This is a genomic window from Clostridium rhizosphaerae, from assembly GCF_016765585.1.
Lineage (GTDB): Bacteria > Bacillota > Clostridia > Clostridiales > Clostridiaceae > Clostridium_AT > Clostridium_AT rhizosphaerae.
The window spans coordinates 192739-218546 of sequence record NZ_JAESWC010000001.1 but is presented as its reverse complement, the minus strand read 5'-3'; the positions used below and the strand labels follow the sequence as shown (position 1 = coordinate 218546).

Below are 25808 nucleotides of genomic sequence, written 5' to 3'. Positions count from 1 at the left end.
AAGTTATATTAAGTGTTATCTAATTTGATTGTATAAAAAATTTATGAATTTACATATAAAAATGAGCTTATAGCTCATTTTTTTTGCTATATTGTAAAACCGTTTGATGCTTTTTATTGTCTAATGGATGTAAAATATTAATTACATGTAATTTAATGTTTGAGGAGTTTAAAAATGAATTTTGAGGAACAAGTAAAGCTTGCAATTAAGGGAAATGAAAAAGCCTTTGAAAATCTTATGGATGCCTGTAAAGAGGGCTTATATAGAACAGCTTTTGCCTATGTTAAGAATGAGCAAGATGCTGTAGATATATTCCAGGAAACTGTGTATAAGGCATACATATCTATAGATAAGTTGAAGGAAGCAAAGTACTTTAAAACTTGGATAACTAAGATATTAATCAATAACGCTATTAACTTTATAAATAAGAATAAAAAAATAGTTTACACAACAGAGGATTTTTCAAATAGTATAGATTCTTATGAAGGCAATAGTATAGATGAAAAGCTTGATATTATGAGTTCTATAGATAAGTTGGAAGACAAATATAAGAGTGTGATAATTCTAAAGTACTTTCAGGATCTTACAATTACCGAAATTTCTGAGGTTTTAAATTATCCTGTAGGTACTGTAAAGACTTATCTTAATAAGGCTTTAAGCAAGTTAAGAGTATTTATGAATGAGGAGATAATTTAGTATGAATGATTTTGAAAATATAAAAAATGAAATTAAAATTCCACGAAGTGTAGACTTAGCAATTAAAGCGGGGATTGAAAGAGGAAGAAAAGAAAAGAGGTCAATAAAATTACAAAGAACATATAAAAAGGTAGCGGCGGCAGCAGCAATACTATTCGTTGCAGTAACAGCAGGAATTGTTCATCCTGAGATAGTCAAGGCTATTCCGGGTATAAATTCTATTTTTAAGCTTATCAATCATGGAAGCATGGGTGAAAGTTTTGATAAATTTGAGCAATTTTCATCCAGCGTAAATAAGACAATAGAAAAAAGCGGAATAAAGATAACTATTGATGAAATTGTTATTGACGATAATGTATTAGCCATTACTTCAACTGAAGAGGGGGAAAATCTTAAGGAAAACAGTGGATATATGGGACATATAAAGCTTAATGGAAATCTTATTAGAACCAGAAACAGCAAGGATAAAAAAGTAAATGATAATAAGCTTGCAACTGTAACCTATGCTAATGTCGCTGATTTAGATTTATCAAAGGATATAGCTGTTGATTTAAATATTGTATGGTTTGGTGATGTGAAAGGACCATGGGATTTTAAGTTTAAAGTTTCTAAAGCTGATAAACCAACAAATTCAAAAGTAATTAATTTGAATGAAGATGTTAAGATACCAAATAGTACATTAAAAGTTGATAAATTAGTGATGAGTCCTTTAGGAAATACTCTAAGTTATTTAGGTGTTTTTGATTCTTCCAATAATAGTATGATTAATGGTATAAAGGATTTTATAATAATTGATGACAAGGGTAAGTGTCTTCAGACTAAAAGTTCAGGCTCAAGTTCCAATAATCTAAAATACAATGGTAAAATAGAAATTCTTAACGATTTAACTGACATAAATTCAATAACTGTAATCCCTATATTTAAGCAATGGGGAATAAAATCAAAGCAAATAAACGAGGTAACCTATTCTATTCTTCAAACGACTGTAAATAATTCAGATTTTACAGTTCCGCAGGAGACGATAATAAAGAGCAGGCCTGTGACTGAAAAAGAAAAATCAAGCGGATATTTCTTAGATAATGTTACCCATATATTTAATATAGACAAGGGCAGGGAATTTGCAAATATAGATAAGCTAATAGGTCAGAGAATAAAGGTTGGAAGCAGTAATACTATTTTTATAAAAAATATTGAGGCAACTGATAAGGAAACAAAAATAACTTTTAAGATTGAAGGAAATGGACTATATTACTATAGAAATTTTGATAATGCTGTAATTTTTGATGAAAATTATAACGATGTCGAAAGGGCTGAGGACGGCTATACAGCAGTCATGGAAAATGCTAATGAAGGAATTGCATCTATTAAGCTTCCTCCTATTAATAAAACAAAAAAATATAAGATTGCTATTCCTATTATTGATGAACCTCAAATTGATGAAAAGTATAAAATAAATATAGATTTAGCAAAGTAATGCTATTAGGCTATAGCATTGTTAACTAGAATAGGGGCTGTTATGCATCAGCCCCATCATTTTATGCTTTCTTCCTTACAGGAAGCCAAATTTCACTGATATAATCAGCTTTACTGTTATCACCTTCAGGGTAATATTCAAAATCTATGCCTTGTGTAGGTTCATAATCTGATTGAGGAAAAAACTCGCTATATATTTTTTGCCACATATCTTGAATAGCGTTAGGCATAGCGCCTACACATTTGAATACAGCCCAGGTTGAGGCAGGAATTTCGATTATTGAGTATCCATCAGGAACTTCATTCACATCTGATTCCACACCAATGGAGTAATTAAAGTGTTTACTATCTACACTATTTACACTGTCGCAGATTCCGAGAACTGCATTTCCAATTACTTGGTTACTGCTCTTAATTAATTTTATAAGAGTTTCTAGAGTGCCATCCGAATAGCTTTCCGACCAAAACTTTGGGAGTTCTGCGTAGCTAATGCTGTTGTCGTTAGAAAAACTTCTTGCTTTTCCTATTACTTTAAAGGCCTCTTTTTTTACAATTTTATAATCCATAACATCTCCGCCTTCCATAATAATTTTTACTGACAGACGGCTAAAGGATTTTAGGTTAGCTCCCGGCTCTCGAGCTGCCGAAGGAGTTACCCCGTGGAATCGAGTAAAGGCTTTTGCAAAGCTCTCAGGAGTTTCGTAACAATATTTTAGAGAAACATCAATAATTTTTGACTTTGATATTGATAATTCGATGCCCGCAAGAGTTAAACGTCTGTTTCGTATATACTCGCCAACAGTCATTCCAGTAAGCAGGCTGAAGATTCTTTGAAAGTGAAAGCTTGATGAGTAAGCACATTTAGCAACTTCTTCATAATCAATGCTTTCTAAAATATTTGTTTCGATATAGTCAATTGCTTTCTGAAGCCCTGTTATCCAATCCATATAATCCCTCCTGTCATAATTATCTTATAATAAATGTAAAAAATAATCCTGTTATTGCGTGCTGGTATTTGTCCGAACAAGATATTGAAATTTGACTTGGATTAAGAATTACTAACAACACATGCACTAAGATGATTGACAACAGTTGAGTTTTATATATCCTTCGCTAAGTCAGCAAGTTTATTTATTGTCTTCCAATTACGCATAGTTGATGGTACCTCAAGTCTATGCAGATTAGCAGCAAGCTTTGAGTTTCGAACACTGTTTTTAAATAAAAGAAATACATCTCGGCCTATAATTTTGTATTCATCATTTTCACTTTTATAAGCTTCTAATATAGGAACCTTTTCTTCTAAAGGGGTATGCAGCAATAGTAATACATATAGGCTTTCCACTTGCGACAAGGCTTCTGCTTCTTTTATCTGAGCTTCTGAAAATGGGCAATTACGAATAATTTGATTTATTTCAGCAGCTGTTCTTATAACAACAGAAAGAGAAATTCCAAAAACTGCTTCTATTTCATGTTCAATTTTGTCTCTTAAGGCCTCTTCGCTTTCATCTGATTTAAAGAGTACATTACCGCTTTGAATATATGTTTTTACATTAAAAAGTCCGAGAGATTCAAATACTTTTTTTAGTTCAGCCATTTTGATAATATTCTTTCCGCCTACATTAATTCCACGAAGTAATGCTATATAAGTGATCATACATAAATTCTCCTTTATGAGATAACATTTTTTATTTAAGTATACTGTATACCAACTAAAGCCTCAAATTAATTTTGTAAAAAAGTTGCAAATATTATAAAGATAAGTTAAAATATTCATGAAAAGTAGGGAAGCAAAAGCTTTCTATAAAGAAAGGGTAAGGTATTTTTGAATTGAGAATGTAATCTGCTTTTAAATAGTTTTTTAAATGTAATAATGCTTATTTTAAAATCTTCTTAAAGAAGGTTTGTAAGTCGTACATTTTTTTGAAACTTGAGAGTGGATGGTATCTTAATTTAAATAATAGCTTGTGCTTTAGTATGGCTGCCTTTCTATATCTGGATGGATTATATCTTAAACTAGCTGGTCTATAAGTCTGTCCATATATAAAGATGATTATTTAATAAGAAAACTACTATCCTCTCCGGGTTAATAAGGAGGGTTTTTTTTGTTGTTGATTGAAGGGTTAAACATTAAAAAGTATTATGGTGATAGATTAATACTAGATATAGAGAATCTAAAAATTTATTCTGAAGACCGTATAGGAGTGGTTGGACTTAATGGTATGGGAAAGACTACTTTGATGAATATATTATGTGGAAAGCTTCGGCCTGATGAAGGCTTAGTCAAAGGTTATGGATCTTTTAGCTATATATCTCAGCTGGAATCTTCAGAGCAGGAAGAGGTAGACAGGGAGCTTGCAAGCAAATTTAATATTGAGGACAGTTGGAAAGATTATATGAGCGGCGGTGAAAAAACTAAATTTAAGCTTGCTCAAAGCTTTAACAGTAATAGTCAACTTATATTTGCGGATGAGCCTACATCAAACCTTGATATGGATTCTGTAAAGTTTCTTGAAGAAAAGTTCAAGGCTTATGATGGAGCTTTGATAGTAGTGTCTCATGATAGAGAGTTTCTTGATGTGCTTTGTAATAAAATTTTAGAGATTGAAAATGGAAAAGTAAAGTTTTATATTGGAAACTACACAGCCTACAAACATCAAAAGCAAATGGAGCGGGAAAGAGCTCAATTTGAGTATGAAGAATACGAAAGAGAGAAAGAAAGATTAGAAGTTGCTGTGGTTGATACAAAAGATAAAGTCAGGACTATGAAAAAGGCGCCCTCAAGAATGGGAAACTCAGAAGCCAGACTTCATAAGATGGGAAACCAAAAGGCTAAGGCAAACTTGGATAGAGCTGTTAAGAATATGCAGGCAAGACTAGAGCATTTAGAGGTTAAAGAAAAACCAAAAAATATTTCTAAGATAAAGCTTGATGTTCTAAGTACAGATAAGCTTTACAGCAAAATTCTCATAAGCGGAAGAAATATAAATAAAGCCTTTAATAATAAAATAATTTTCAGCGATGCAGAGTTTGATATATACAATGGCTCCAAAACAGTGCTTATAGGAGCTAACGGCAGTGGTAAAAGTACTCTTATAAGTATGATAATGAAAGGTGATAACTCTATTAAATTATCTCAGGGAGCTAAGATAGGTTATTTTAGTCAATCTCTTGATGTATTGGAGGATAAACTCAGCATAATCGAAAATGTTATGAAGGAATCTATTTATAATGAAACCTTTGCAAGAACACTTTTAGCACGGCTTCTGTTCAAAAATGAGGATATTTATAAAAAGGTAGAGGTACTTAGCGGAGGAGAACGGGTTAAAGCCTCCTTTGCAAAAATATTTCTTCAGGATATAAATCTTCTTATATTAGATGAACCTACAAATTATCTGGATATATATTCTATGGAAGCCTTGGAGGAAGCACTTAAGGATTATTCTAGAACTATTCTATTCGTTTCCCATGACAGAAGGTTTGTAAGTTCTGTAGCGGATAATATAATTTCTATAGAAAATAAAAGACTTATTTCCTTTAAAGGAAGCTATGAAGAATTTTTGGAAAAGAAAAATAAGAAGGTGGATGTTTCAAAGGAAGAAAGGGAAAAGAAAATATTAGTACTTGAAAACAGACTTTCAGAGCTTATAGGAAGACTTTCTATGCCAAGCAAGAAGGATGATGTAGAAAAGCTTGATAGGGAGTATAAAGAAACGCTTTCTGAGCTGAAGGAATTAAAAAAATAGTTTTATATGAGCTGCTTTAGGGCAGCTCTTTTTTATGTGTTGTATTTTTATGAAACTATAGATCCAATATTTAAATATTAGGTTTTAAAAGCAAAAATATAATCATAGTTTAAACTATATATAGTTACTATGTTTATATGAGAGGTTTAAAATATCGTGAGAAAAATTAGTTTTAAATCCAAGGCTTTTGGAAATCTTGCTATTTTTGTAGCATCAATACTGTTGATTTATATTCTTACTTCAGCATACTTTGCAAATCACTTCTTTTTTTACACAGTAATAAATGGAGTAAATGTATCATTAAAGGCGCATAAGGATGCTGATGATATAATTAAAAGCTATGTTAAAGATTATAAACTGCAATTAATAGAAAGAGGCGGAGAAGTAGAAACAATTATTGGACAAGACATAGGAATGGAATACAATGAAAAAAACAGTATTTCTAAAATCTATCATTGTAAAAGTGCCTTTAAATGGATTAGTTCACTATTTAAGAAACAAAATTATTACATAGATGATTTGTTTGTTTACGATGGAAACATTTTGGAGAACAAAATAAATGAGCTAAGTTGTTTGCATAAACCTGTTATAGAACCGCAAAATGTAAGTTTTAAATATTCAAATGGGTCCTATGAGATAGTTAAAGAAGTATATGGAAATAAAGTCAATAAGGATGAATTAAAAGCTGGTATACAATTTTGTGTATTAAAAGGTGAAACAAAATTAGATTTAAATGAAAAGAATTGCTACTTTAATCCAAGGTATACTTTAAGTTCTAGAAAGACTTCGGAAACAAAAGGTTTGCTCGATAAGTATGTAAAAGCAAATATAACTTATATATTTGAAGACAAAAAAGAAACATTAGATGGAAATGCGATAAATAATTGGCTCAGTGTTGATGAAAATCTAGATGTAGTATTAAGTGAAATAGCTGCCATGAAATATGTAAGAGAACTAAGCAAAAAATACGATACAGTTGGAATAACAAGAAAATTTAAAACTTCCGTAAGTAAAACAGTAGAAATTAAAGACGGACTTTATGGGTGGAAAATTAATCGGGAGGCTGAAGTAAAGGCATTGCTGGAGAATATTAAACAAGGAGCGGTGATTGAAAAAGAACCCATATATGCTCAGAAGTCTCTGCCTAGAGGTGAAAATGAAATAGGCAATACCTATGTAGAAATTAATATAACAAGGCAGCATTTATGGTTTTATAAAAATGGAAAAGTTATAGCTGAAGGACCCATAGTATCAGGAAATGTAAGGAAAGGGTACTCTACTGTACTTGGAGTTTTTATGCTTAATTATAAACAAAAAGGAGCTATTTTAGAAGGACCTGGGTATTCAACCTATATAACTTACTGGATGCCTTTCTTCGGAAATACAGGAATACACGAAGCAAGCTGGAGAAATTCTTTTGGAGGGGATATATATAAGAATTACGGAAGCCATGGCTGCGTAAATACGCCTATATATTTAGCTAAAATTATTTTTGAAAATATAGAAGATGGTACACCAATTGTTTGTTATGAGGAATAATGGTTTAACATGTTTGTGAGGTGGTGCTAGTATTTACAATATTTGTATTATATAATATAAGTAATGTTTTAAATGATTAAAAGAGGTTACTTTTATGAAAATTGGAATTATCGGGCCATCAGAAAATGAAATTATGCCTTTTATTGAACAAATACCAGATAAAAAGGTAACAAATTCTGCAATGTTAACTTTTCACAGCGGAAGATATGAAAGTTTAGAGGTTGTTGCATTATATTGTGGAGTTTGCAAGGTCAATGCTGCTATTGCAGCTCAAATACTGATAGATAAATTTGAAGTTACACATATTATTGTAACCGGAGTAGCGGGAGCAATAGATAATAGGTTGAAAATTGGAGATACCGTAATCTCAACTGAAATAGCCTATCATGATGTTGCTGAAGGAATTTTGACTGAATATCATCCATGGATGGAAAGCGTATATTTTAAATCAGATAATGAATTTTTAGAGTCGTGCAGAGAAATTGCTGGTAAGAATGCTTTTCCTCAAAAAATATTTTTTGGAAGGATAGTTACTGGGGAAGCATTTATAAGTGACAAGGGACGTAGTGAAATAAAAGAAAAATATAATCCTCTCTGCGTTGATATGGAAACAGCAAGTATTGCTCATGTATGCTATGTTAATAAAATTCCTTTCATAGCAATAAGATCTATAACGGATACTGAAGAAAACTCTGGAGCAGAGGTATTTGAAGAAAATTGTGTACATGCTTCTCTTAATTCTATTCATATAGTTAAAAAGATATTAGAGTCACTGACCAAGATATATTGAGATTAAGTTATTGAAGACTGAGGATATTATGAAACAAAAAATAAATAACAATAAAATAAAGGCAATTTTAATTGATTCGGGGAAGGTGCTTAATGGTCCGATTACAGGACATTGGTTCATAACCCCTAATTTTTTTAGCTATGTAGATGAAAATATATTTAAAGCTATAGATACAAAGCAAAGAAATGCGGCATTTAACAAAGCGAGCGATTATATTTCAAAACAGAGTTTAATAATTACAGAAGAGGAAGAGTTCCTTCACTTCTATGAGTATTACAAGATATTTTCAAGTGAGCTTCCTGAGTTAAAATTAAAGGATAATCAAATAAGAGCAATTGCTGAAGATTTGGTTTATAACTATAGTAAATATCAATTCTATAAGGATTCAATTGAGGTAATACCAGAGCTAAGTAAAAAATATAAGCTGGCAATAGTATCGGATGCATGGCCTTCGTTGGAGAATGTATTTAAAAGGGTAGGGATGAGAGAGTATTTTTCATCCTTCATTATCTCTTCAATAAAAGGAATTACAAAGCCCAATGAACTGATGTATAAAGCAGCTATTGAGGAACTTGAAATTCTGCCTGAAGAAGCAATTTTTATTGATGACAGCATTAAAAATTGCGATGGTGCAGCAAAGCTAGGAATTAAATCGGTTTTAATGTGCAGAGACTTAAAATCATATCTTTATAATAGACTAACTTGTAAAAGTCATCGTGTAATAAGAGATTTTAATGAGTTCAAAAGAATATTGAGTTAGGGGGGATAGCTTGCGAAGCGAAGAAGAAATACTGAACTTAATAATTAATATAGCGAAAGAGGATGAACGTATTAGAGCTGTTTATATTAGTGGTTCGAGGACTAATTCAAAGGTGAAGAAAGATATATACCAAGATTATGACATCGGTTATGTAGTTACTGAAACAAAATCATTTTTAGAAGATAAAAACTGGATTTCAGTGTTTGGAGATATAGCAATAGTGCAGGAACCTGACTTGGTTGATGTTTCTTTTGGCATAAAACGTGATTTTAAGAGCTCATATACATGGTTGATGCTTTTTAAAGATGGCAGCCGGATCGATTTGGGAATAGAAACTAAAGAAAAAATGCTAAATGAATATTCAAAGGAAAGGCTTAATATGCCTCTTTTGGATAAGGACGATTGCCTGCCTAAAACATCACCTCCAACTGATGAAGATTACTGGGTAAAAAGACCCACAGAGCTTCAGTTTAAAGGCTGCTGCAATGAATTCTGGTGGTGCTTGAATAATGTTGGAAAAGGTATTGCACGAGATGAGCTACCTTATGCCATGTGGATGTTTAATGTAGTTGTACGAGATATGCTTATAAAAATGCTTGAATGGTATATTGGCATCAACACTAATTTCTCTGTATCTGCTGGAAAGAAGGGCAAGTATTTTAAGAACTATCTACCAAATAAGTTTTATGAAATGTACTCAAGGACTTATTCAGATAGCAATTATAATAACCTTTGGGAGTCAGTATTTGAAGCATGTGAGTTGTTCAGAGATATTACACTTATTGTTTCAAAACATTTCGGGTACAACTACAATCAAAGTGAAGATATTAATATGATGGAGTATTTAAGAAAATGCAAAAGCCAATAGCAATTTAAATTTGTGAAAAAACTGATATTACATTGAATATATAAACTTGTCTTTTTAGGTCAAGAAAATAAAGTTGAAATTTGATATATTTTCTTTAAGGGTTAAAGGTCTAAATGACCTTTAACGGGTTGCTTGCGAGTGGAAACGAGCATGTTAAGCAACCCCGAACTAAAGGTCTAAATGACCTTTAACGAGCAATTAGCGAGCGAGAGCGAGTAATTTTTAATTGCTCAGTGTTTCCGACCAAAGGGAGGAAAAAGTAATGAATCAATGGGAAAAGGTAGCTGCGGTTCAGAGAATGCAGGATTATATTAGAAGTCATATAGATGAAGAAATCAAGCTGTGTGATATAGCAGAGGCATCTGGCTATTCCTTGCGGCATGCTGTTCGTATTTTTAAAGAACTTTTAGGTAGAACGCCTTCTGATTATATAAGGGCAATTCGTTTAACTGATGGTGCAAAGAATTTGCTGAGGAGTAAAGAAAATGTATTAGATATTGCTTTTGATACTCATTTCGATACTCATGAAGGATTTATACGAGCATTTTCTAGTGAGTTTGGAATAACGCCGCAAAAGTACAGACGAGAGAAACCGCCGGTAAAATATTTTGTTCAGTACCCCATTAAGCATTACTATTCCTATCTTAATAGTAAGGAGGAAGAAAATATGGAAAAGGAAAACTTAATAACATTGTGTACTGTAAGTATAGTTGAAAGACCAAAAATAAAATTGCTGCTTATGCGTGCAAAGAAGGCTCAGGACTATTGGAGTTTTTGTGAAGAATGCGGATGCGACTGGGAGGGACTTTTTAACAGTATAGAATGCAGATTGGATAATGCAGCTATTTTAGAGCTCCCGGAAAAGCTTATAACAGATGGAACTACTAACTGTGCTGCTGGAGTTGAGATTCCATTTAATTATGAAGGTAAGATTCCAGAAGGGTGTGATTGCATAGATCTTCCGGAGTGTAGTATGATGTATTTTCAGAGCGAACCTTTTGAAAATGAAGATGACTTTGGTAAGGCAATTGACAGTGTATGTAAAGCAATAGAAAATTATAATCCACAGCAATACGGATTTGATTATGCCTTTGAATTGGCACCTAAATATAACTACGGTGCTTCAAAAGAAATGGGGGCGAGGCAGGCTGTTTCTGTTAAAAGATTATAAATAATAAAAAGAAGACATAGGGTGGTTCACCCTATGTTTTTGTATGGTCTATTTCACTATTCCTTTTACTTTTACAATATTTTGATAATGAGAGAATATTGGCATGTTTATGCCATAAACCTTTATTTCATATTTTCTATTAATCCCCATTGCCCAATATAAGTCACCTGAATTGAATTTTAATTCAGTGAAATTATTAGCATCTTCAAATACTCTTAATTCTCCATCTTCCGTTTCAGTATAAATATAATAATAGCTAACATTATTCTGGTTTATTATTTGTTTATTTGTAACAGTTACGTTATAAGTATTTCTAATAAGGTGGGGAAATAGCAGAATTATACTGATCCCTGCAACAATAGCAATTAGAATTAATAAAAGCTTATATCTCATGAAATTATTATGTTTATATCTATAAAAGTTATTTCTCAGCATAAATCCTCTCAATTTTACTAAATTGATTCTTCTTAAATCTTACTCTTGCTTTTTTAACATTAGTACACAGTAGATATAAAAATCATTATGTTCACAATTTATTAACAATATAGCTATATTTCTCACACATTGTCCTGTTATCATTTTCTATGTCGTGTTGGAAGTTAAATATCAAGGGGCATAAAGATTAATAATCTTTATGGACTCTTAAGGAATACGAGGGGGTAAGAGGTTTGAATAAGAAAAGATTAATAAGACTAAGCCTTTTAGTTATAGGTATAGTTTTAATCATAGTATCAGCTGCAGGGTTTGATCCATATGTTAAAAAAATAAAGAAGACAGCTCAAGCCAGCGGTGAAGTATCCAATCAGTCGGTCCCTCCAGCAGTTTCAAATGATAATAGTTTAAGTTATGAGGAAGAACGGGACAAACTTAACGAAGAAAAGCTGAGGCTGCAGATAAATAAACAGAACGAACAAAAGAGACAAGCTCTTGAAGATCAAATTAAGAGTTATTTAGGAAAGAATATTGATAATGTAGGAATATCCTATTATGATATAAATTCAGGAAAACAGATTATTATAAATGGAGATAAAACTTTTTTAGCAGGAAGTACTGTTAAGGTACAGATGAATATGGTTCTTTACGATATGTTCCAAAAGGGCCAAATAAGTTCATCAGAATCTCTTAAGTACACTCCTGATTGCTACGAAGAAGGAACTGGAATTCTTCAGGGACAGAGTTTAATAAGTCCTATTCCTATTCAGACTTTAAGTGATTATTCCATATTGCATTCTGATAATATTGCAACTAATATGATAATAAAGAAATTGGGATATCAGAATATGCGTAATCTTATAGATGAAAAATTAGGTCATGCAACTGATCATTCAGAAAATTATATAACTGCAAATGATGAAACAGCATTATTAAAGCTTCTATACAGTAATCCGGAAAACAATCCTTTTTACAGTAAGCTTATCACAAATATGAAAATTACAGATTTTCACGATAGAATAGATTTATATATACCTCAGGAAATAGCAGCTCATAAGATTGGTGATTACAGCAATTATGTCAACGATGTGGGAATAGTGTATACTGAAAATCCTTATATTTTATCTGTGTATACACAAGGGGTTTCAAATGCTAGTGAGGTTATAGGACATATTTCTAAGATGATTTACGATTATCAAATTAGTAAAGTAAATTAGTTTTTATGGAAAAAGCTGCTGCACAACTAAGTAAATATTTAGAGTGCAGCAGCTTTTCTATTTCTAATAATAGTATTCAAGAAACGATATACAATTTTATAAAGTGGTTATTTGATGTTAAAGCGTTCTTTTATATCAGAATAAGAATCGTTGTCTGTAATATACAAAGTATAAGCACCACGTTCTTTATTGATATTAACTATATATTTTGTTTCCTCAAGTATAAAAGTAACAGGCTTCTCGGTACTTATAAATGTTATTTTTTTATTGTTATTAAAAGCCCAATCTTGAATAGTTTCTATAATTGTACTGCTGGAAGGAATCGAAGTACAATCTTTGAGATCAATTACCCAGGACTTAGATGTCAGAAAATATTTTTTAAGTTTATTCATCATTCCCATATAATTATATCCCCTTAACTGTTACTATTTACAGCATTAGAAAGTATACTGCGAAACTCTAGAGTATACACGACAGTTCCAACCATGGAATAATACTGCCCGAGTTTTACGAGGTATGGTGTATTATCCATTTTGATTTTTGCAGGCATTCCGTATTCAATAACCTCTAAAGTAAGATGATTCTTATTACAGTAAATTTCTATTTCCTCCATAAACATATTTTCTGTTTTAGGTCTTGATAACAAATCTTCAACAAGTGTTACTCTGTGATATTTAAGACCGGAATTTAATTCTTTAGCAATGTTCTTTAAATATAAATAATCCAAAACCCAAACTAATAATAATACTGCTGCGTTTGTAAGAATTATATATCGAATAGCCTGAGGTATAAAATAAGCGCAGACACTAAAAACTATACAGAGCATCCATACCCAATAATAAGAAGCAACACCTGAAAATAGATGGGAACTTTCCTTTTTTAGAGCACTTCGGTACACTAGCCATCGGATGATAATACCAATTAGAGAATAGCCTAAAAGAATTGGAACAAAAAAAGTACCTATATTTACTAAGGATTGTATGCTGCCATAAATAACTAAATATATAAAAGTACTTACAAATAAAATAGCTCCTAAGAGAGACCCCTTTATAATAATTTCTTTTTTATCTTCTCTCGTCATGATTTTTACCTCCTATCTTTGATCTAAGAAGACGCAGATATTTTCTGGATATATAGATTTCCTCACCGTTATAAAATGATGCTTTCATAAGTCCGTTTGCAAGCGGACTGTAGTGCTCCACCTGATTAAGATTCATTATTACCGACTTGGAAATTCGTGCGAAATTATTAGGAAGAATTTCTTCTAATTCATATAATCTTTTTTTAGCTTCGTATATTTTGCTGCCGGTGTGAACAAACAGCATCTCTTGTATAGTTTCAATAAATAGAATGTGTTCACAGGAAATTGAATATATCTGATCCCCCAGAAAACAAGAAATTTTTATCGTTTGATAGGATTCTGTTTCAATTATATCCTTAAGTTTAGCAATTCCAGTGTGATTTTCAAAAATATTAAGAATTGCACATTCCTCTTCTGGAGAATTGACGTGCCGTATTTCCACTTTCATATCTTATCAGCCTCCTTGCTTATAGAATACATGTTTTTCCATAAAATATCTACAGATTACAGGTTAGTGGTCTTTAATCAGGGGTAAGAGGCATGCTGATTCGCTAGATTATATTTGAATAAGCTAAAATAAATTAGGCATCTTCAAAGCAGACTGAAAGTACAGTCTGTTTTTGAAGATGCCTAAACATATAAAGTATTTCGCTAGGCATTACCCTATTACGCTAAATTATATGTCCTAATAAAAATATATTTTACTATCACTTGTTAGTGGTTATTATCATTTATTATCATTTTATATTATTTGAAGTTATTATTCAAGATGTTTTTGTGAATATTAATACTAATGTTATAATAATAATCAAGAGTAACACTAAATGAGAATAAGCGATGAGGTGCCTAAATGTTTACTGAAGAAAGAATAGAACAGATTTTAGACATGCTTAATAAAAATGGCAGAGTAAGGGTAAATGAGTTAAGTAAATTTTTTAATGTTTCAGAAGGTATGATAAGAAAGGATTTGCAAGGCCTGGAAAGGAAAGGCTATATTCGAAGAACCTACGGAGGAGCTATTTTAAATAGAGAGATTTCTAAAAGCAGTCCTATAACTTCGAGAATGAATGAAAACTTAAACAGCAAGGAGATAATATCTAAAAAAGCTTTTGATTTAATAGAAGATGGAGATGTGATTTTTTTAGAAGCTTCAAGTATAAATTTTATGTTAGCCAAATTAATTGCTGAAAGCACCAAAGAAATAACTTTGATTACTAATATGGTTTTAATTCCGCCGCTTTTTAAGGACAATGAAATTTCTAGGATAATATGTATAGGCGGAGTTTATGATAATAAATCCGGTGGAGTTATGGGATCAGAAGTACTTAAGAGTATATCCAAATACATATTTAACAAAGGTTTTTTAGGAAGTGCAGGCATTAATTTAATCACAGGTAGTGTAGGCACTGCCTCATTAGAGGATGGAAATGTTAAAGAGCTTATAGTTTCAAACAGCAAGGAAGTATTTTTGCTTGTTGAAAAGGAAAAATTCAATGTTGACAGTACATATAGATTTGCAGTTTTGGAAGATTTCGATGTTGTAATTACTGATACGGATATTGCTGATGAAATTAGAGATAAGCTGAAAAAATTGAACGTTAAGCTATTATAGATAGAGTGCTATATTAAAATGGCACTCTAATTTTGTCCCAAGTGACAAAAATGTAAGAAATGCATAAGGATATGTAAGTTAGAAACATGGATTGAATAACTATAATTTTATACAATAATATTATAGTTTAAAACAAATGAGAAAGGACTTAGAAAACGATGGGTTTATTTGATATTTCCTTTAAAAACATTAAAAGGAACTTTTACAATTATTTCTTATATTTTATGTCAATGGTATTCAGTATAATGATTTATTTTACTTTTACTTCAATAGAATATAATACACAAATTCAAGAGGTTGTGGGAGCTTCTGTACAGTTTTCCAGTGTATTTAAAGCATCAGCTATTGTCATTGCAGTATTTGTTGCGATTTTTATTTGGTATTCCAATTCTTTTTTTATAAGGAAAAGAAAAAAGGAAGTAGCTCTTTATTCTCTTCTTGGAATAAGAAAAAAACAAATAGGAAGAATGCTTTTTTATGAAAATATTGTTATGGGCATAGCCGCACTAGCAACCGGTATTTTTATTGGAGGTTTACTTTCTAAGCTTTTTATAATGCTTTTGGTAAGGCTTATGGGATTTTCGGCTAGCATTAAGTTTATGATACCTTTAAAGGCTATTTCCAATACCACAATTGTATTTACTGTATTATTTTTAATATCATCAGTTAACAGTTACAGGCTTATATATAGATTTAAGCTTATAGAGCTTTTTAAGGCAGAGACTCAGGGGGATAATGAACCAAAGACCTCTATACTAAAATCTGTACTCTCTATTATACTTATAGGAATAGGATACTTTATTTATACAAGGCCTGTGTCAGGATTTACTGCTTTTGCTATACTTATAACCTTGGTACTCACTGTAATAGGAACTTTTATGCTTTTTTCTTCATTAACTTTATTAGTTATTAAGCTCTCGAAGAAAAACAAGAGAAAATACTATAAAGGTATTAACATGATAGGAACTTCGCAGCTATCGTACAGAATTAAAGCTAGCGCAAGAACCCTGGCCGTAATTGCAGTATTAAGTGCTGCTACACTTACAGCTATGGAGGTATCTGCGAGTTTTCATTACGACCTTTCAGTAAATTTGCAAAAAAACTACGGGTTTACTTATGCTTATGCCAGTAATGACAGTTCTATAGATAAAAAGGTAGAAGCTGTTATTACAAAATATCCTAAAAATAAAATTATTAATTCTGTAGAGATGAATTATGCAAAAGTAAGCGGACAGTGGCCTGATCTATTTAATTCATCCTCAAAAAATAAAACTTCTGAGACTAGTTTTTATATAATATCGGAAAGCAAGTATAATGAAATTGCAAATGCACGAGGATTAAAGGATAATATAAAGCTAAAAGACAGCAGTGAAGCAGTTGTATTTGGTCAGATTTTAAATTTTACATCGGCCTATGATCATACAGAAAAAAACATATCAATAAACAAGAATAACGAGAAGTTTCCTATAAAGGTTGTAGACTTTAAACCATATGCGCTCTCAAATTCTGGGCTGATGAGATACTCCGTTGTTGTAAAAGACGAAGTTTATAATAAATATCATACAAAAGACAATAATTATAGAATAAAAGGATATATTACTGATAATAAAAAAGATAGTGAAGCCCTTACAAAAGAGCTTACAGCTTTATTAACAGAGCAGCTTCCTAAAACTGAAGGAGATTCATCAACATTTTCAGCCTATTATTCAGAATACAGGGGAGGCCTCACTTATTCAGGCTTAATAGTTTTTATAGGCGCATTCCAGGGACTTTTATTTCTAGCAGCTACAGGAAGTATAATATTCTTTAAACAGTTATCAGAAGCCAATGATGATAAAAACAGATATAAGATTCTTAAAAATATAGGTGTAACAAGTAAAGAAATCAAAGCTTCCATAAGCAAACAAATATTTGTTGTCTTTGCACTGCCTCTAGTAATTGGTATACTACACAGTTTAGTAGCTTCAACACTTTTAGCGCAAATGATTAGAATAAACTTAACACTGCCTATAATTATAACGGTCAGTGCCTACACAGCTATATACATGATTTATTATTTTTTAACAGTAAATTCTTATTTTAATATTATTAATTCGAACAGGTAAATAAAGTGTTTGAGAATAAATTATAAATATAAAAGCAAGAGAAAAGATTCTCTTGCTTTTATTGTGTGGAGTAGAATATAGGTTTTTGTATTGAAGCGATTTATATTTTCTCATCATTATAATTATTTATTTACTATAAGTTAAAAGTTTTTGCCGACGCACATTATATATTTTCCATCCTTTTTTTTGGATGGCTTCTTATTTGAGGTTTTAACAACAATCTTTTTCATATCTTTTACCCCCTTAATAAAACTTATTACTATATCTTCTATAATTATGGACATGCTTTCAAAAAATATTCAGCCAAATAAGATTCTTTTTAAAGAATATGGTACAATTTAATTAATATTTACAAGAAATGGCATGGGGGTATAATATGAGGGTTTTGAATTCAGAAAGATTAGTACTTAGAAACTTTACCTATGAGGACTGGAAGGATTTATACGAATATCTTTCTCAGGAAGAAGTAATCAAGTATGAACCATATGGAGTTTTTAATGAAGAAGAAGCTAAAAAAGAGGCTGTAAACCGCTCAAGAAATAATGATTTTTGGGCTGTTTGCCTTAAAGAAAATAATAAGATGATAGGCAACCTTTATTTTAGTCAGCAGGAGCCTGAAGAATTTATGACATGGGAAATTGGATATGTTTTTAATCCGTTATATTATGGAAAGGGATATGCTACTGAGGCATGCCTAAAAATATTTCAATATGCCTTTGAAGAAATTGGCGTTCATCGCATTATAGCTAGATGCAACCCAGAAAATACAGCATCTTGGAGGCTAATGGAGAGACTTTCTATGAGTAGAGAAGGGTATTACAAAAAAAGAGCTTTCTTTGAAAGAGACTTAGACGGAAAACCCAAATGGCATGATGCTTACGAATATGCGATATTGGAAGAAGAATGGCTTAAGTCAAATTAACTTTCGGATATATTAGTATGAAACAATAAACTATTTTAAATGCAGGGGAGAATTAAACATGAATAGATTTGAATTTATGACTGGAAGTATAGAATTACTTGATTATGTACAACCGTTATGGGAAAAATTAAATAAACATCATGAATCTAAATCAGTTTATTTTAAGGATAAGTTTAAGAATCTTAAATTTGATGTTAGAAAAGGTAAGTTTGTTAATGATAATAATTTAGAAGTCAAAGTTGATTTAATTAAAGAGCTAGAAACAAATGCATATATAGGCTATTGCATAAGCACTGTTAATAAAGAGTTAATTGGGGAAATTGAGTCTCTTTTTGTTGAAAAAGAATATCGTAAGTACGGTCTAGGAGACAAACTAATGGATAGGGCAGTAGAGTGGTTAGATAATGCTGAGGTAAAAACTAAGATTATCGGCGTAGCTGAAGGAAATGAAAATGTATTAGATTTTTACAAAAGACATGGTTTTTATAAGAGAAGAGTAATCTTAGAACAGATAAGTGAATAAATTTCAGTTTGAAGCAGCGTTAGGTACCCAATAAGGTAAATAATGAAAATTGTTATAAATATATAACAATAATGGTTGATTTTATGTTTTTCATGTTATATAATTATAACATAGAGGTTATAATTATATAACATTAGGAGGTTTATTATGAGAACAAAAACAGTAAGGCTGTCACATCAGTATTTTATTAACATGATGATCTTCTTCTTAGTAGCGCTTGTATTTATTGTAAGCAAAGCCAATATCATACCTCAGGAGTATAAGAGTATTTTTATGTGGATCTACTATGCAGCATTGGTTTTGTGCGGTTTCACAGGAGTTTTTAGGCAGGAAAAGGTTGATGAATCTGCGGAGAAGGCCTTGGGTAAGGTTTACCGTATAATTTGGAATGTTGTACTAATAGGCTTGCTGATATTAGCGGTTGTTATTGGAGCACCTGGATTTCAAGAAAGAATAAAACTTACAAGAGATAATATTTGTTTAATTATTCTTATATTTCTATTTTTCATTACATTTTTGAGATATACACTTTTTGTTTATTACGATAGAAGGGGATTGAAAGATGCCGGTGCTAAAGACTAAGATAAAATACTACAGAGATAAGAATAATATAAAACAAAGTGAATTAGCAGAATTGGTAGGAGTACGTCGTGAAACAATAATTCACCTTGAAGGTGGAAAGTACAATCCTTCCTTAAAATTAGCTATGGATATAGCAAAAATATTTGGAGTTGCAGTTGAAGAATTATTTGAATTTGAAGAATAACAAGATAAAAAGGGCTAAAGGAAATCTTTTTAGAATTCCCTTAGCCTTTTAAATTTACTCTATTATTTTCATTTCTTGGGCCTTTTACATATAAATATTCCGCTGCATTTAGGTATATCAATGCTTCCATCCCTTAAAATCATTTCTTCTAAATACTCATGAAAATCCTTTATTTTATTCTCGGTCATTATATCGTGAATGTTTACATGACCCTCTAAAGACAGAACATAATCTGCTAAAGGCTTTGCTTCTGTTATATGGAGAGAATCCTCATATACTGCCTTTTCAACAGAATCAAAATGCTTAGACAACTGCTCGATGCCATTTTCTAAGCCAAATTCCTTTGCAACAGAAAAAGATGCATAATCAAGTCTTGAATCAAAGTTTCTCACTAAATCCTTAAGACCTGCCAAACTATAAGTGCTGTTAGTAGTAGCATAAAAGGTTCCTTCTGGTTTAAGTATACGAGCAATTTCGCTTATTGCTAGATCTCTGTTTGGAACATGATAAAGCATATGATTGGCAATGACGCAATCAAAGGAATTGTTTTCATATTCAATGTTTTGTATATCCATAGTACAATAATTAACTATCTGATTAACTCCTGAAAGGTTATTCTTTGATGTTTTAAGCATTCCTTCTGACAAATCTGTAAGTATTATCTCAATGTTCTTTGGCAGTTTATTTTTATTATGTGCCCATATACTTCCGTTTCCACAGCCAAATTCAATAACTTTATCATTAGGATTAAATATGTATTGGTCAAATACCCAATTTTCCCATCCATATTTGTTTGTACTAAAGCCTCTATGAAGGGCTTGTCTTGCATGTAAGTTCTTATCTGAATTATACTGCAGGCTAACTATCTCTCTGTCATTTGCTCTGGACATAAAATCACTCCATTCTGTTCTTCAATCTTTAATTAGGTAAATATAAACAAATTATACCATACATTTACTTTTGTTTCATATAGTTACATCTTAGTTATGGCAATATATAAAATTACAGATTATAATCAATATATAAAACGAATGCGCAATACTTTCTGGCAAGGCTGGTTTATATTTGAGGAGGTTGAAGTCCTAAATGGACTTCAACGGGCAACTTGCGAGTGGAAACGAGTAAGCTAAGTTGCCCAGTGTTCCGACTGAAAGGAGAAAGTTTTTGGACAATATAGTTGTTTTAAAAATTGATTATAATTTTGGAAATGGAGAGGATGCAATATATCCTGTTATACTAAATAGTGAAAATGAGATGGTTTTAATAGACTGCGGATACTCGAATTTTCTCCCAATGTTAGAAGAGGCTTCTAATAAAATGAATATAGATTTTACTAAGTTAACAAAAGTAATTATTACTCATCATGACCATGATCATATGGGTAGTCTTGCTGCTATTAAAAAGAAGTATCCAAATATAGATATTATTGCTCATGAAAAAGATGCTCTATATATAGAAGGGATAGAAAAATCTTTGCGACTTAGGCAGGCTGAACAAATACAGCCGACTCTGCCGCCAGAGCAGCAGGAGTTTGGAAAGATATTTCAAAGCATATTGAAAGCTGTTGAAAATGTAAAGGTAGATATAACTGTTAAGGATGGAGAGTGTTTTCCTTGGTGTGGAGGTATAGAAATTATTGAAACACCCGGACATATGCCAGGTCATATATCAATTTATCTAAGAAAGTTTAAAACATTAATCAGCGGAGATGCTCTTGTAATAGAAAATGGAAAATTAGAAATTGCAGCTGCCCAGTATACGTTGGATATCGAAGAAGCTAAAAAATCTGTTGCAAAACTTCTTAGATACGATATACAAAAAATAATTTGTTATCATGGTGGAGAATACGAAGGAAATATACAAGACGCTCTTAAAAATATAGTTAAGGAATAAACCTAATAATGAAAAGTTATTGAAATAGGGAATTAAATTTATTATCGCGATATCTTCTTATCATGAAAAGAAGATATCGCGATAAGTTTTTTTATTGGTTACTCATATCTTATTATAAAGCTTAAGAGCTGCTTACAAACCTTTCTAAATTTAAAGAAACTTTGAATAAGCTAATTCCAATACATATGCCGCCAGTGCCTCCTATAATTAGTAATAAATAAACTAGATCTAGTGTGCAGAATGATACTTTAAATATAAGCAGCTGTGCCATTGAAGAACTCTTAGCGCTGGATTGCTTTGATTTACCTATGGCTTCAAGAAGAATAAGAAGAGTAGAATTTTAAGTTTATCATGATACTATTGGAATACTACTTTGTTAAGTACCTAAAATTTTTATTTTTGACTAAGCTATATACGTCTTTAATTTTAGAAATTTTTTGGAACGAAACTTTTATTATCAATACATAATATGGTATAATAAAAATAATTACCAGACAAAAAATTTAAAATAATCATTTTAATTATAGTATGCAGGGATTAATAGAAGCTTAAAGTTAAAATACTGATAATTAAGGCTGCAGGAATAAACTTCTATCAGCCTTTTTGTTTTTTGTCTGAAGTACATACAAAGTTTAGACTCAAGTTTTTCAGCTTCAGAAAAAAGTATGATAAAGAATAATGGTTATGATTATACAATATATATCATAATGTGATAAAAGTTGTAAAATAGCCTGATTAGATGACCTTCAAAACTAAAGCAAAAATTAAAAAGTGCCTTTTAATAGATAAATTTATCTATTAAAGACTGGGCTGTTTATCAACTTTCATAATTATATATCCATGAAAGTACATTGCTTAAAAGGAAGTAGGAATCCTAATGGATTTCAACGGTAGTCTGCAAGCTAAAGCAGTCAATTTAGACTACTAGTGTTCCAAGTGAAGGGAGGAAAATTTATGTTTTTTAAAACTACAGAGCAGCATGAAGATTTGAGAATGAAGATTAGACAGTTTGCAGAAGAAGAGGTCAAGCCTATTGCATTTATGCTGGACCAGGAAAACAAGTTTCCATCAGAAGCTGTAAAAAAACTTTCTGAAATGGGAATGATGGGCATACCTTATGGAAAAGAATATGGTGGAGCCGGCCTGGATGTAATAAGTTATGCAATTGCTGTTGAGGAGCTATCAAGGGTGGATGGTGGAACAGGAGTAATTCTTTCTGCCCATACATCACTAGGTACGTATCCAATAGCAGCTTATGGAACAGAGGAGCAGAAGCTCAAATACTTGGTTCCGCTAGCTAAGGGAGAGAATCTTGGAGCTTTTGGCCTTACTGAGGAGAATGCAGGAAGTGATGCAGGAGGAACAGAGACAACTGCTGTTTTAGATGGAGATTACTACATCTTAAATGGTGAAAAGATTTTTATTACTAACGGTGGGGAGGCAGATATATACATTGTTTTTGCAGTTACAACGCCCAATATAGGAACTCGCGGTATCAGTGCCTTTATTGTAGAAAAGGGCTATGAAGGCTTTAGCTTTGGAAAGCATTATGACAAGATGGGAATTCGCTCATCAGCAACTGCAGAACTTATCTTTAACGATGTAAAGGTACCTAAAGAAAACCTGCTTGGCAAGGAAGGTGAAGGCTTTAAAATTGCCATGTCTACCTTGGATGGCGGTCGTATCGGTATTGCAGCACAGGCATTGGGCATAGCTCAAGGCGCTTATGAACATGCACTAGAGTACTCGAAGGAAAGAATTCAATTTGGAAAACCTATTTGCCAGCAGCAGGTTATTGCTTTTAAGCTGGCTGATATGGCAACAAAGCTTAGAGCGGCAAGATTGCTCATATACAGCGCTGCCGAACTTAAGGAAAACCATGAAAAATACGGCATGGAAGCTGCTATGGCTAAGCAATATGCTTCAGATGTTTGTCTTGAAATTGTAAACGATGCCCTTCAAATATTTGGCGGGAGCGGTTATTTAAAAGGTATGGAGGTTGAAAGAGCCTACAGGGATGCTAAGATTTGTACAATATATGAAGGAACTAATGAAATTCAACGACTTGTTATATCATCTCAGATTATAGGTAAACTTCCTAAGAACGAGAGTGTAGTTAAGGCTGTTCAGCAAGGACCTATAACAGGAGAACGCAAGAAAATAATTTTCAAGAAGGGTACTGCTGAAGAAAGAGTAAAGGCTCTTGTAGATGCTCTTAAGGCAGAAGGCTATGATTTTACTGTTGGAATTCCAATTGATACTCCTATAAGCAAGGCTGAAAGAGTAGTAAGTGCTGGTCTAGGCATAGGAAAGAAGGAAAATATGAAGCTTATAGAGGATTTGGCAGTCCAAGCAGGTGCTGCTATAGGATCTTCTCGTCCTGTGGCCGAAACACTCAAATACTTACCACTTAACCGTTACGTTGGAATGTCTGGGCAAAAGTTTAATGGAAACCTTTATATAGCCTGTGGTATTTCAGGAGCGGGCCAGCATTTAAAAGGCATAAAGGATGCATCAACAATTGTGGCTATAAATATTGATCCTAATGCGAAAATTTTCAAAAATGCTGACTATGGTATAGTTGGCGACTTAGTTGAAATTCTGCCGCTTTTAACTGCTGCTCTGGATAATGGAGAAACAAAGAAGGAAGCACCGCCTATGAAGAAAATGAAGAGGCCTGCACAAAAGAAAGCACTTCCTTCTTGGAGTCATTATGCTTGCAATGGCTGCGGTTACGAATATGATCCTGCCATAGGTGATTTAGAGGGAGAAGTAGTTCCAGGTACGTTATTTGAAAAACTTCCTGAAGAATGGACTTGCCCTGCTTGTGGGGAAGACAAGAATATGTTTATAGAAGTATAATTAATATTATAGATGACATAACTATGCTTTTAAGAGGTTAAAGGTCTAAATGACCTTTAACGAGCAATTAGCGAGTGGAAACGAGTAATCTTTAATTGCTCAGTGTTTCCGACAAAAGGAGGAAGAAAATCGATGCATTGTGTTAGAAAAGTAACTGAAGATTTATATTGGATTGGGGGAAATGATAGACGTCTTGCTTTATTTGAAAACATTCATCCTATTCCAAGAGGAGTTTCCTATAATTCATATTTGCTTTTAGATGAAAAAAATGTACTTTTTGATACAGTTGACTGGTCAATTTGCCGTCAATTTCTTGAAAATATCCATGGTGTTATAGGAGATAAAACTATAGATTATATGGTAATCAACCATGTGGAGCCAGATCATGCAGCTTCCATTGAAGAAGTATTACTTCGTTATCCGGATGTAAAAATAATATGTACTGAAAAAGCTCAGCTTTTCATGCGTCAGTTTGGCTTCAACATAGATGGCAGAGTAATAGTAGTAAAAGAAGGGGATACAATGTCCTTTGGAAAACATGAGGTTGTATTTGTGACTGCTCCAATGGTACATTGGCCTGAAGCTATGGTGACATATGATAAAAAGGATGGAATACTGTTTTCAGCTGATGCGTTTGGAACCTTTGGGGCTTTAGATGGAAAGCTGTTTAACGATGAGGTAGATTTCAAGAGAGATTGGATTGACGATGCTAGAAGATATTATACAAATATAGTAGGAAAATATGGGCCTCATGTTCAGACTCTGCTTAAGAAGGCAAGTACACTTGATATAAAAATTATCTGTCCTTTGCACGGGCCGGTATGGCGCAATGACTTGGCATATTTTATAGATAAGTATGACAAGTGGAGTCGTTATGAGCCTGAAGAAAAGGGAGTTTTGATAGTTTACGGAACAATGTATGGCAACACAGAGGCTGCAGCGAACTACTTGGCAACAAAGCTTGTAGAAAAAGGAATAACAAACGTAGCTATGTATGATGTATCAAAAACTCATGTATCATATTTAATTTCAGAAACCTTTAAATACAGTCATTTAGTTCTTGCTTCAGTAACCTATAATCTTAATATTTATCCACCTATGCATGATTACTTAATAGATATGAAGGCGCTGAATCTGCAAAAGCGTACTGTTTCACTTATTGAGAACGGCTCATGGGCACCTCAGTCAGGAAAGTTAATGCGTGAGCTATTAGGCAAAATGAAAGAAATGACAATTCTTGATAATGAGATATCTTTAAGCTCAAGTCTTAAAGAAGAAAATGCAAGTTCAATAGATGATCTTGCCGATAGTATAATTGCTTCAATTTAATTAATGAGATAAATGCAAAGCTGGTC

At 32.2% G+C, this 25808-nt stretch carries 25 protein-coding genes; 18 read left to right on the top strand and 7 right to left on the bottom strand.

Annotated features, from left to right (window positions below; all coding sequences use genetic code 11):
- Positions 1–174 precede the first annotated feature (174 nt).
- Both JK636_RS01075 and JK636_RS01070 read left to right on the top strand, forming a co-directional pair.
- The gene (locus JK636_RS01075) at positions 175–696 is read left to right on the top strand and encodes a sigma-70 family RNA polymerase sigma factor (RefSeq protein WP_202746984.1); all 522 of its coding nucleotides are present in this window, start codon (positions 175–177) and stop codon (positions 694–696) included.
- A gap of 1 nt (position 697) precedes the next feature.
- Complete coding sequence (locus JK636_RS01070; RefSeq protein WP_202746983.1) at positions 698–2170, top strand: DUF4179 domain-containing protein; 1473 nt, start codon at positions 698–700, stop codon at positions 2168–2170.
- A gap of 61 nt (positions 2171–2231) precedes the next feature.
- On the opposite strand, the gene JK636_RS01065 is transcribed toward JK636_RS01070, so the two are convergent.
- Both JK636_RS01065 and JK636_RS01060 read right to left on the bottom strand, forming a co-directional pair.
- Entirely contained in the window at positions 2232–3116 is an 885-nt protein-coding gene (locus tag JK636_RS01065) for an AraC family transcriptional regulator (protein WP_202746982.1), read from the bottom strand.
- Positions 3117–3268: 152 nt separating this feature from the next.
- Complete coding sequence (locus JK636_RS01060; protein ID WP_202746981.1) at positions 3269–3823, bottom strand: DUF1697 domain-containing protein; 555 nt, start codon at positions 3821–3823, stop codon at positions 3269–3271.
- Between the two features lie 448 nt (positions 3824–4271).
- Here JK636_RS01060 and abc-f point away from each other — a divergent pair, with 448 nt between their 5' ends.
- The 6 genes from abc-f (at position 4272) to JK636_RS01030 (ending at position 11040) form a co-directional block, all read left to right on the top strand.
- Entirely contained in the window at positions 4272–5912 is a 1641-nt protein-coding gene (gene abc-f / locus JK636_RS01055) for a ribosomal protection-like ABC-F family protein (protein ID WP_202746980.1), read from the top strand.
- Between the two features lie 156 nt (positions 5913–6068).
- Positions 6069–7451, top strand: a complete 1383-nt coding sequence (locus JK636_RS01050) for a L,D-transpeptidase family protein (protein WP_338025709.1) — start codon at positions 6069–6071, stop codon at positions 7449–7451.
- A 94-nt stretch (positions 7452–7545) separates the two neighbouring features.
- Positions 7546–8241 carry a 5'-methylthioadenosine/adenosylhomocysteine nucleosidase gene (locus tag JK636_RS01045; protein WP_202746979.1) on the top strand — a complete coding sequence of 232 codons (696 nt, stop codon included), beginning with the start codon at positions 7546–7548 and terminating at the stop codon, positions 8239–8241.
- Between the two features lie 28 nt (positions 8242–8269).
- Positions 8270–9001: an HAD-IA family hydrolase gene (locus tag JK636_RS01040; RefSeq protein ID WP_202746978.1), complete on the top strand. Its 732-nt coding sequence runs from the start codon at positions 8270–8272 to the stop codon at positions 8999–9001.
- Between the two features lie 10 nt (positions 9002–9011).
- Positions 9012–9869, top strand: a complete 858-nt coding sequence (locus tag JK636_RS01035) for an aminoglycoside 6-adenylyltransferase (RefSeq protein ID WP_202746977.1) — start codon at positions 9012–9014, stop codon at positions 9867–9869.
- A gap of 262 nt (positions 9870–10131) precedes the next feature.
- A complete protein-coding gene (locus JK636_RS01030; RefSeq protein ID WP_202746976.1) occupies positions 10132–11040 on the top strand; it encodes a helix-turn-helix transcriptional regulator in 909 nt (302 codons plus the stop codon).
- Between the two features lie 48 nt (positions 11041–11088).
- Here JK636_RS01030 and JK636_RS01025 read toward each other — a convergent pair whose 3' ends face one another.
- Positions 11089–11475 (bottom strand): DUF1523 domain-containing protein, encoded by a 387-nt coding sequence (locus JK636_RS01025; RefSeq protein ID WP_202746975.1) that lies wholly within the window; start codon positions 11473–11475, stop codon positions 11089–11091.
- 233 nt (positions 11476–11708) lie between these two features.
- Between JK636_RS01025 and JK636_RS01020 the strand changes: the two genes are divergently transcribed.
- Entirely contained in the window at positions 11709–12689 is a 981-nt protein-coding gene (locus JK636_RS01020; RefSeq protein WP_243428083.1) for a serine hydrolase, read from the top strand.
- Positions 12690–12796: 107 nt separating this feature from the next.
- Here the strand turns inward: JK636_RS01020 and JK636_RS01015 are convergent, their stop codons facing one another.
- Genes JK636_RS01015 through JK636_RS01005 form a run of 3 tightly spaced genes read right to left on the bottom strand, consistent with a single transcriptional unit; the run spans position 12797 to position 14218 of the window.
- Positions 12797–13090 (bottom strand): DUF4318 domain-containing protein, encoded by a 294-nt coding sequence (locus JK636_RS01015; RefSeq protein ID WP_202746974.1) that lies wholly within the window; start codon positions 13088–13090, stop codon positions 12797–12799.
- A gap of 14 nt (positions 13091–13104) precedes the next feature.
- Entirely contained in the window at positions 13105–13770 is a 666-nt protein-coding gene (locus tag JK636_RS01010; RefSeq protein ID WP_202746973.1) for a DUF4318 domain-containing protein, read from the bottom strand.
- Positions 13754–14218, bottom strand: coding sequence for a LytTR family DNA-binding domain-containing protein (locus JK636_RS01005; protein WP_202746972.1), 465 nt, complete (start codon positions 14216–14218; stop codon positions 13754–13756). Before JK636_RS01005 ends, JK636_RS01010 begins: the two co-directional genes overlap by 17 nt.
- A gap of 402 nt (positions 14219–14620) precedes the next feature.
- On the opposite strand from JK636_RS01005, the gene JK636_RS01000 reads away from it, so the two are divergent.
- The 6 genes from JK636_RS01000 to JK636_RS00975 all read left to right on the top strand — a co-directional run bounded on the left by JK636_RS01000 (position 14621) and on the right by JK636_RS00975 (position 19698).
- Entirely contained in the window at positions 14621–15382 is a 762-nt protein-coding gene (locus tag JK636_RS01000; RefSeq protein WP_202746971.1) for a DeoR/GlpR family DNA-binding transcription regulator, read from the top strand.
- A 245-nt stretch (positions 15383–15627) separates the two neighbouring features.
- On the top strand, positions 15628–17487 hold the full coding sequence (locus JK636_RS00995; protein WP_202746970.1) for an FtsX-like permease family protein: 1860 nt from the start codon (positions 15628–15630) through the stop codon (positions 17485–17487).
- Positions 17488–17863: 376 nt separating this feature from the next.
- Positions 17864–18409 (top strand): GNAT family N-acetyltransferase, encoded by a 546-nt coding sequence (locus JK636_RS00990; protein WP_202746969.1) that lies wholly within the window; start codon positions 17864–17866, stop codon positions 18407–18409.
- Positions 18410–18467: 58 nt separating this feature from the next.
- Complete coding sequence (locus JK636_RS00985) at positions 18468–18932, top strand: GNAT family N-acetyltransferase (protein WP_202746968.1); 465 nt, start codon at positions 18468–18470, stop codon at positions 18930–18932.
- 147 nt (positions 18933–19079) lie between these two features.
- Positions 19080–19514 carry a hypothetical protein gene (locus JK636_RS00980; RefSeq protein ID WP_202746967.1) on the top strand — a complete coding sequence of 145 codons (435 nt, stop codon included), beginning with the start codon at positions 19080–19082 and terminating at the stop codon, positions 19512–19514.
- Entirely contained in the window at positions 19495–19698 is a 204-nt protein-coding gene (locus JK636_RS00975; protein ID WP_202746966.1) for a helix-turn-helix transcriptional regulator, read from the top strand. The genes JK636_RS00980 and JK636_RS00975 overlap by 20 nt, the downstream gene beginning before the upstream one ends.
- A gap of 68 nt (positions 19699–19766) precedes the next feature.
- On the opposite strand, the gene JK636_RS00970 is transcribed toward JK636_RS00975, so the two are convergent.
- Positions 19767–20588 (bottom strand): class I SAM-dependent methyltransferase, encoded by an 822-nt coding sequence (locus JK636_RS00970; RefSeq protein ID WP_202746965.1) that lies wholly within the window; start codon positions 20586–20588, stop codon positions 19767–19769.
- Between the two features lie 274 nt (positions 20589–20862).
- Between JK636_RS00970 and JK636_RS00965 the strand changes: the two genes are divergently transcribed.
- The 3 genes from JK636_RS00965 (at position 20863) to JK636_RS00955 (ending at position 25782) form a co-directional block, all read left to right on the top strand.
- The gene (locus tag JK636_RS00965; RefSeq protein WP_202746964.1) at positions 20863–21591 is read left to right on the top strand and encodes an MBL fold metallo-hydrolase; all 729 of its coding nucleotides are present in this window, start codon (positions 20863–20865) and stop codon (positions 21589–21591) included.
- Positions 21592–22545: 954 nt separating this feature from the next.
- Complete coding sequence (locus JK636_RS00960) at positions 22546–24453, top strand: acyl-CoA dehydrogenase family protein (RefSeq protein WP_202746963.1); 1908 nt, start codon at positions 22546–22548, stop codon at positions 24451–24453.
- A 132-nt stretch (positions 24454–24585) separates the two neighbouring features.
- Positions 24586–25782 (top strand): FprA family A-type flavoprotein, encoded by a 1197-nt coding sequence (locus JK636_RS00955; RefSeq protein WP_202746962.1) that lies wholly within the window; start codon positions 24586–24588, stop codon positions 25780–25782.
- The last annotated feature ends 26 nt before the right edge of the window (positions 25783–25808 follow it).

What these genes read in the sequence shown, in the direction of transcription:
- JK636_RS01075 (WP_202746984.1), top strand. Translation starts at nt 175, where the DNA reads ATGAATTTTGAGGAACAAGTAAAGCTTGCAATTAAGGGAAATGAAAAA.
- JK636_RS01070 (WP_202746983.1), top strand. Translation starts at nt 698, where the DNA reads ATGAATGATTTTGAAAATATAAAAAATGAAATTAAAATTCCACGAAGT.
- JK636_RS01065 (WP_202746982.1), bottom strand. Translation starts at nt 3,116, where the DNA reads ATGGATTGGATAACAGGGCTTCAGAAAGCAATTGACTATATCGAAACA.
- JK636_RS01060 (WP_202746981.1), bottom strand. Translation starts at nt 3,823, where the DNA reads ATGATCACTTATATAGCATTACTTCGTGGAATTAATGTAGGCGGAAAG.
- JK636_RS01045 (WP_202746979.1), top strand. Translation starts at nt 7,546, where the DNA reads ATGAAAATTGGAATTATCGGGCCATCAGAAAATGAAATTATGCCTTTT.
- JK636_RS01040 (WP_202746978.1), top strand. Translation starts at nt 8,270, where the DNA reads ATGAAACAAAAAATAAATAACAATAAAATAAAGGCAATTTTAATTGAT.
- JK636_RS01030 (WP_202746976.1), top strand. Translation starts at nt 10,132, where the DNA reads ATGAATCAATGGGAAAAGGTAGCTGCGGTTCAGAGAATGCAGGATTAT.
- JK636_RS01025 (WP_202746975.1), bottom strand. Translation starts at nt 11,475, where the DNA reads ATGCTGAGAAATAACTTTTATAGATATAAACATAATAATTTCATGAGA.
- JK636_RS01015 (WP_202746974.1), bottom strand. Translation starts at nt 13,090, where the DNA reads ATGGGAATGATGAATAAACTTAAAAAATATTTTCTGACATCTAAGTCC.
- JK636_RS01010 (WP_202746973.1), bottom strand. Translation starts at nt 13,770, where the DNA reads ATGACGAGAGAAGATAAAAAAGAAATTATTATAAAGGGGTCTCTCTTA.
- JK636_RS01005 (WP_202746972.1), bottom strand. Translation starts at nt 14,218, where the DNA reads ATGAAAGTGGAAATACGGCACGTCAATTCTCCAGAAGAGGAATGTGCA.
- JK636_RS01000 (WP_202746971.1), top strand. Translation starts at nt 14,621, where the DNA reads ATGTTTACTGAAGAAAGAATAGAACAGATTTTAGACATGCTTAATAAA.
- JK636_RS00995 (WP_202746970.1), top strand. Translation starts at nt 15,628, where the DNA reads ATGATTTATTTTACTTTTACTTCAATAGAATATAATACACAAATTCAA.
- JK636_RS00990 (WP_202746969.1), top strand. Translation starts at nt 17,864, where the DNA reads ATGAGGGTTTTGAATTCAGAAAGATTAGTACTTAGAAACTTTACCTAT.
- JK636_RS00985 (WP_202746968.1), top strand. Translation starts at nt 18,468, where the DNA reads ATGAATAGATTTGAATTTATGACTGGAAGTATAGAATTACTTGATTAT.
- JK636_RS00980 (WP_202746967.1), top strand. Translation starts at nt 19,080, where the DNA reads ATGAGAACAAAAACAGTAAGGCTGTCACATCAGTATTTTATTAACATG.
- JK636_RS00975 (WP_202746966.1), top strand. Translation starts at nt 19,495, where the DNA reads ATGCCGGTGCTAAAGACTAAGATAAAATACTACAGAGATAAGAATAAT.
- JK636_RS00970 (WP_202746965.1), bottom strand. Translation starts at nt 20,588, where the DNA reads ATGTCCAGAGCAAATGACAGAGAGATAGTTAGCCTGCAGTATAATTCA.
- JK636_RS00960 (WP_202746963.1), top strand. Translation starts at nt 22,546, where the DNA reads ATGTTTTTTAAAACTACAGAGCAGCATGAAGATTTGAGAATGAAGATT.
- JK636_RS00955 (WP_202746962.1), top strand. Translation starts at nt 24,586, where the DNA reads ATGCATTGTGTTAGAAAAGTAACTGAAGATTTATATTGGATTGGGGGA.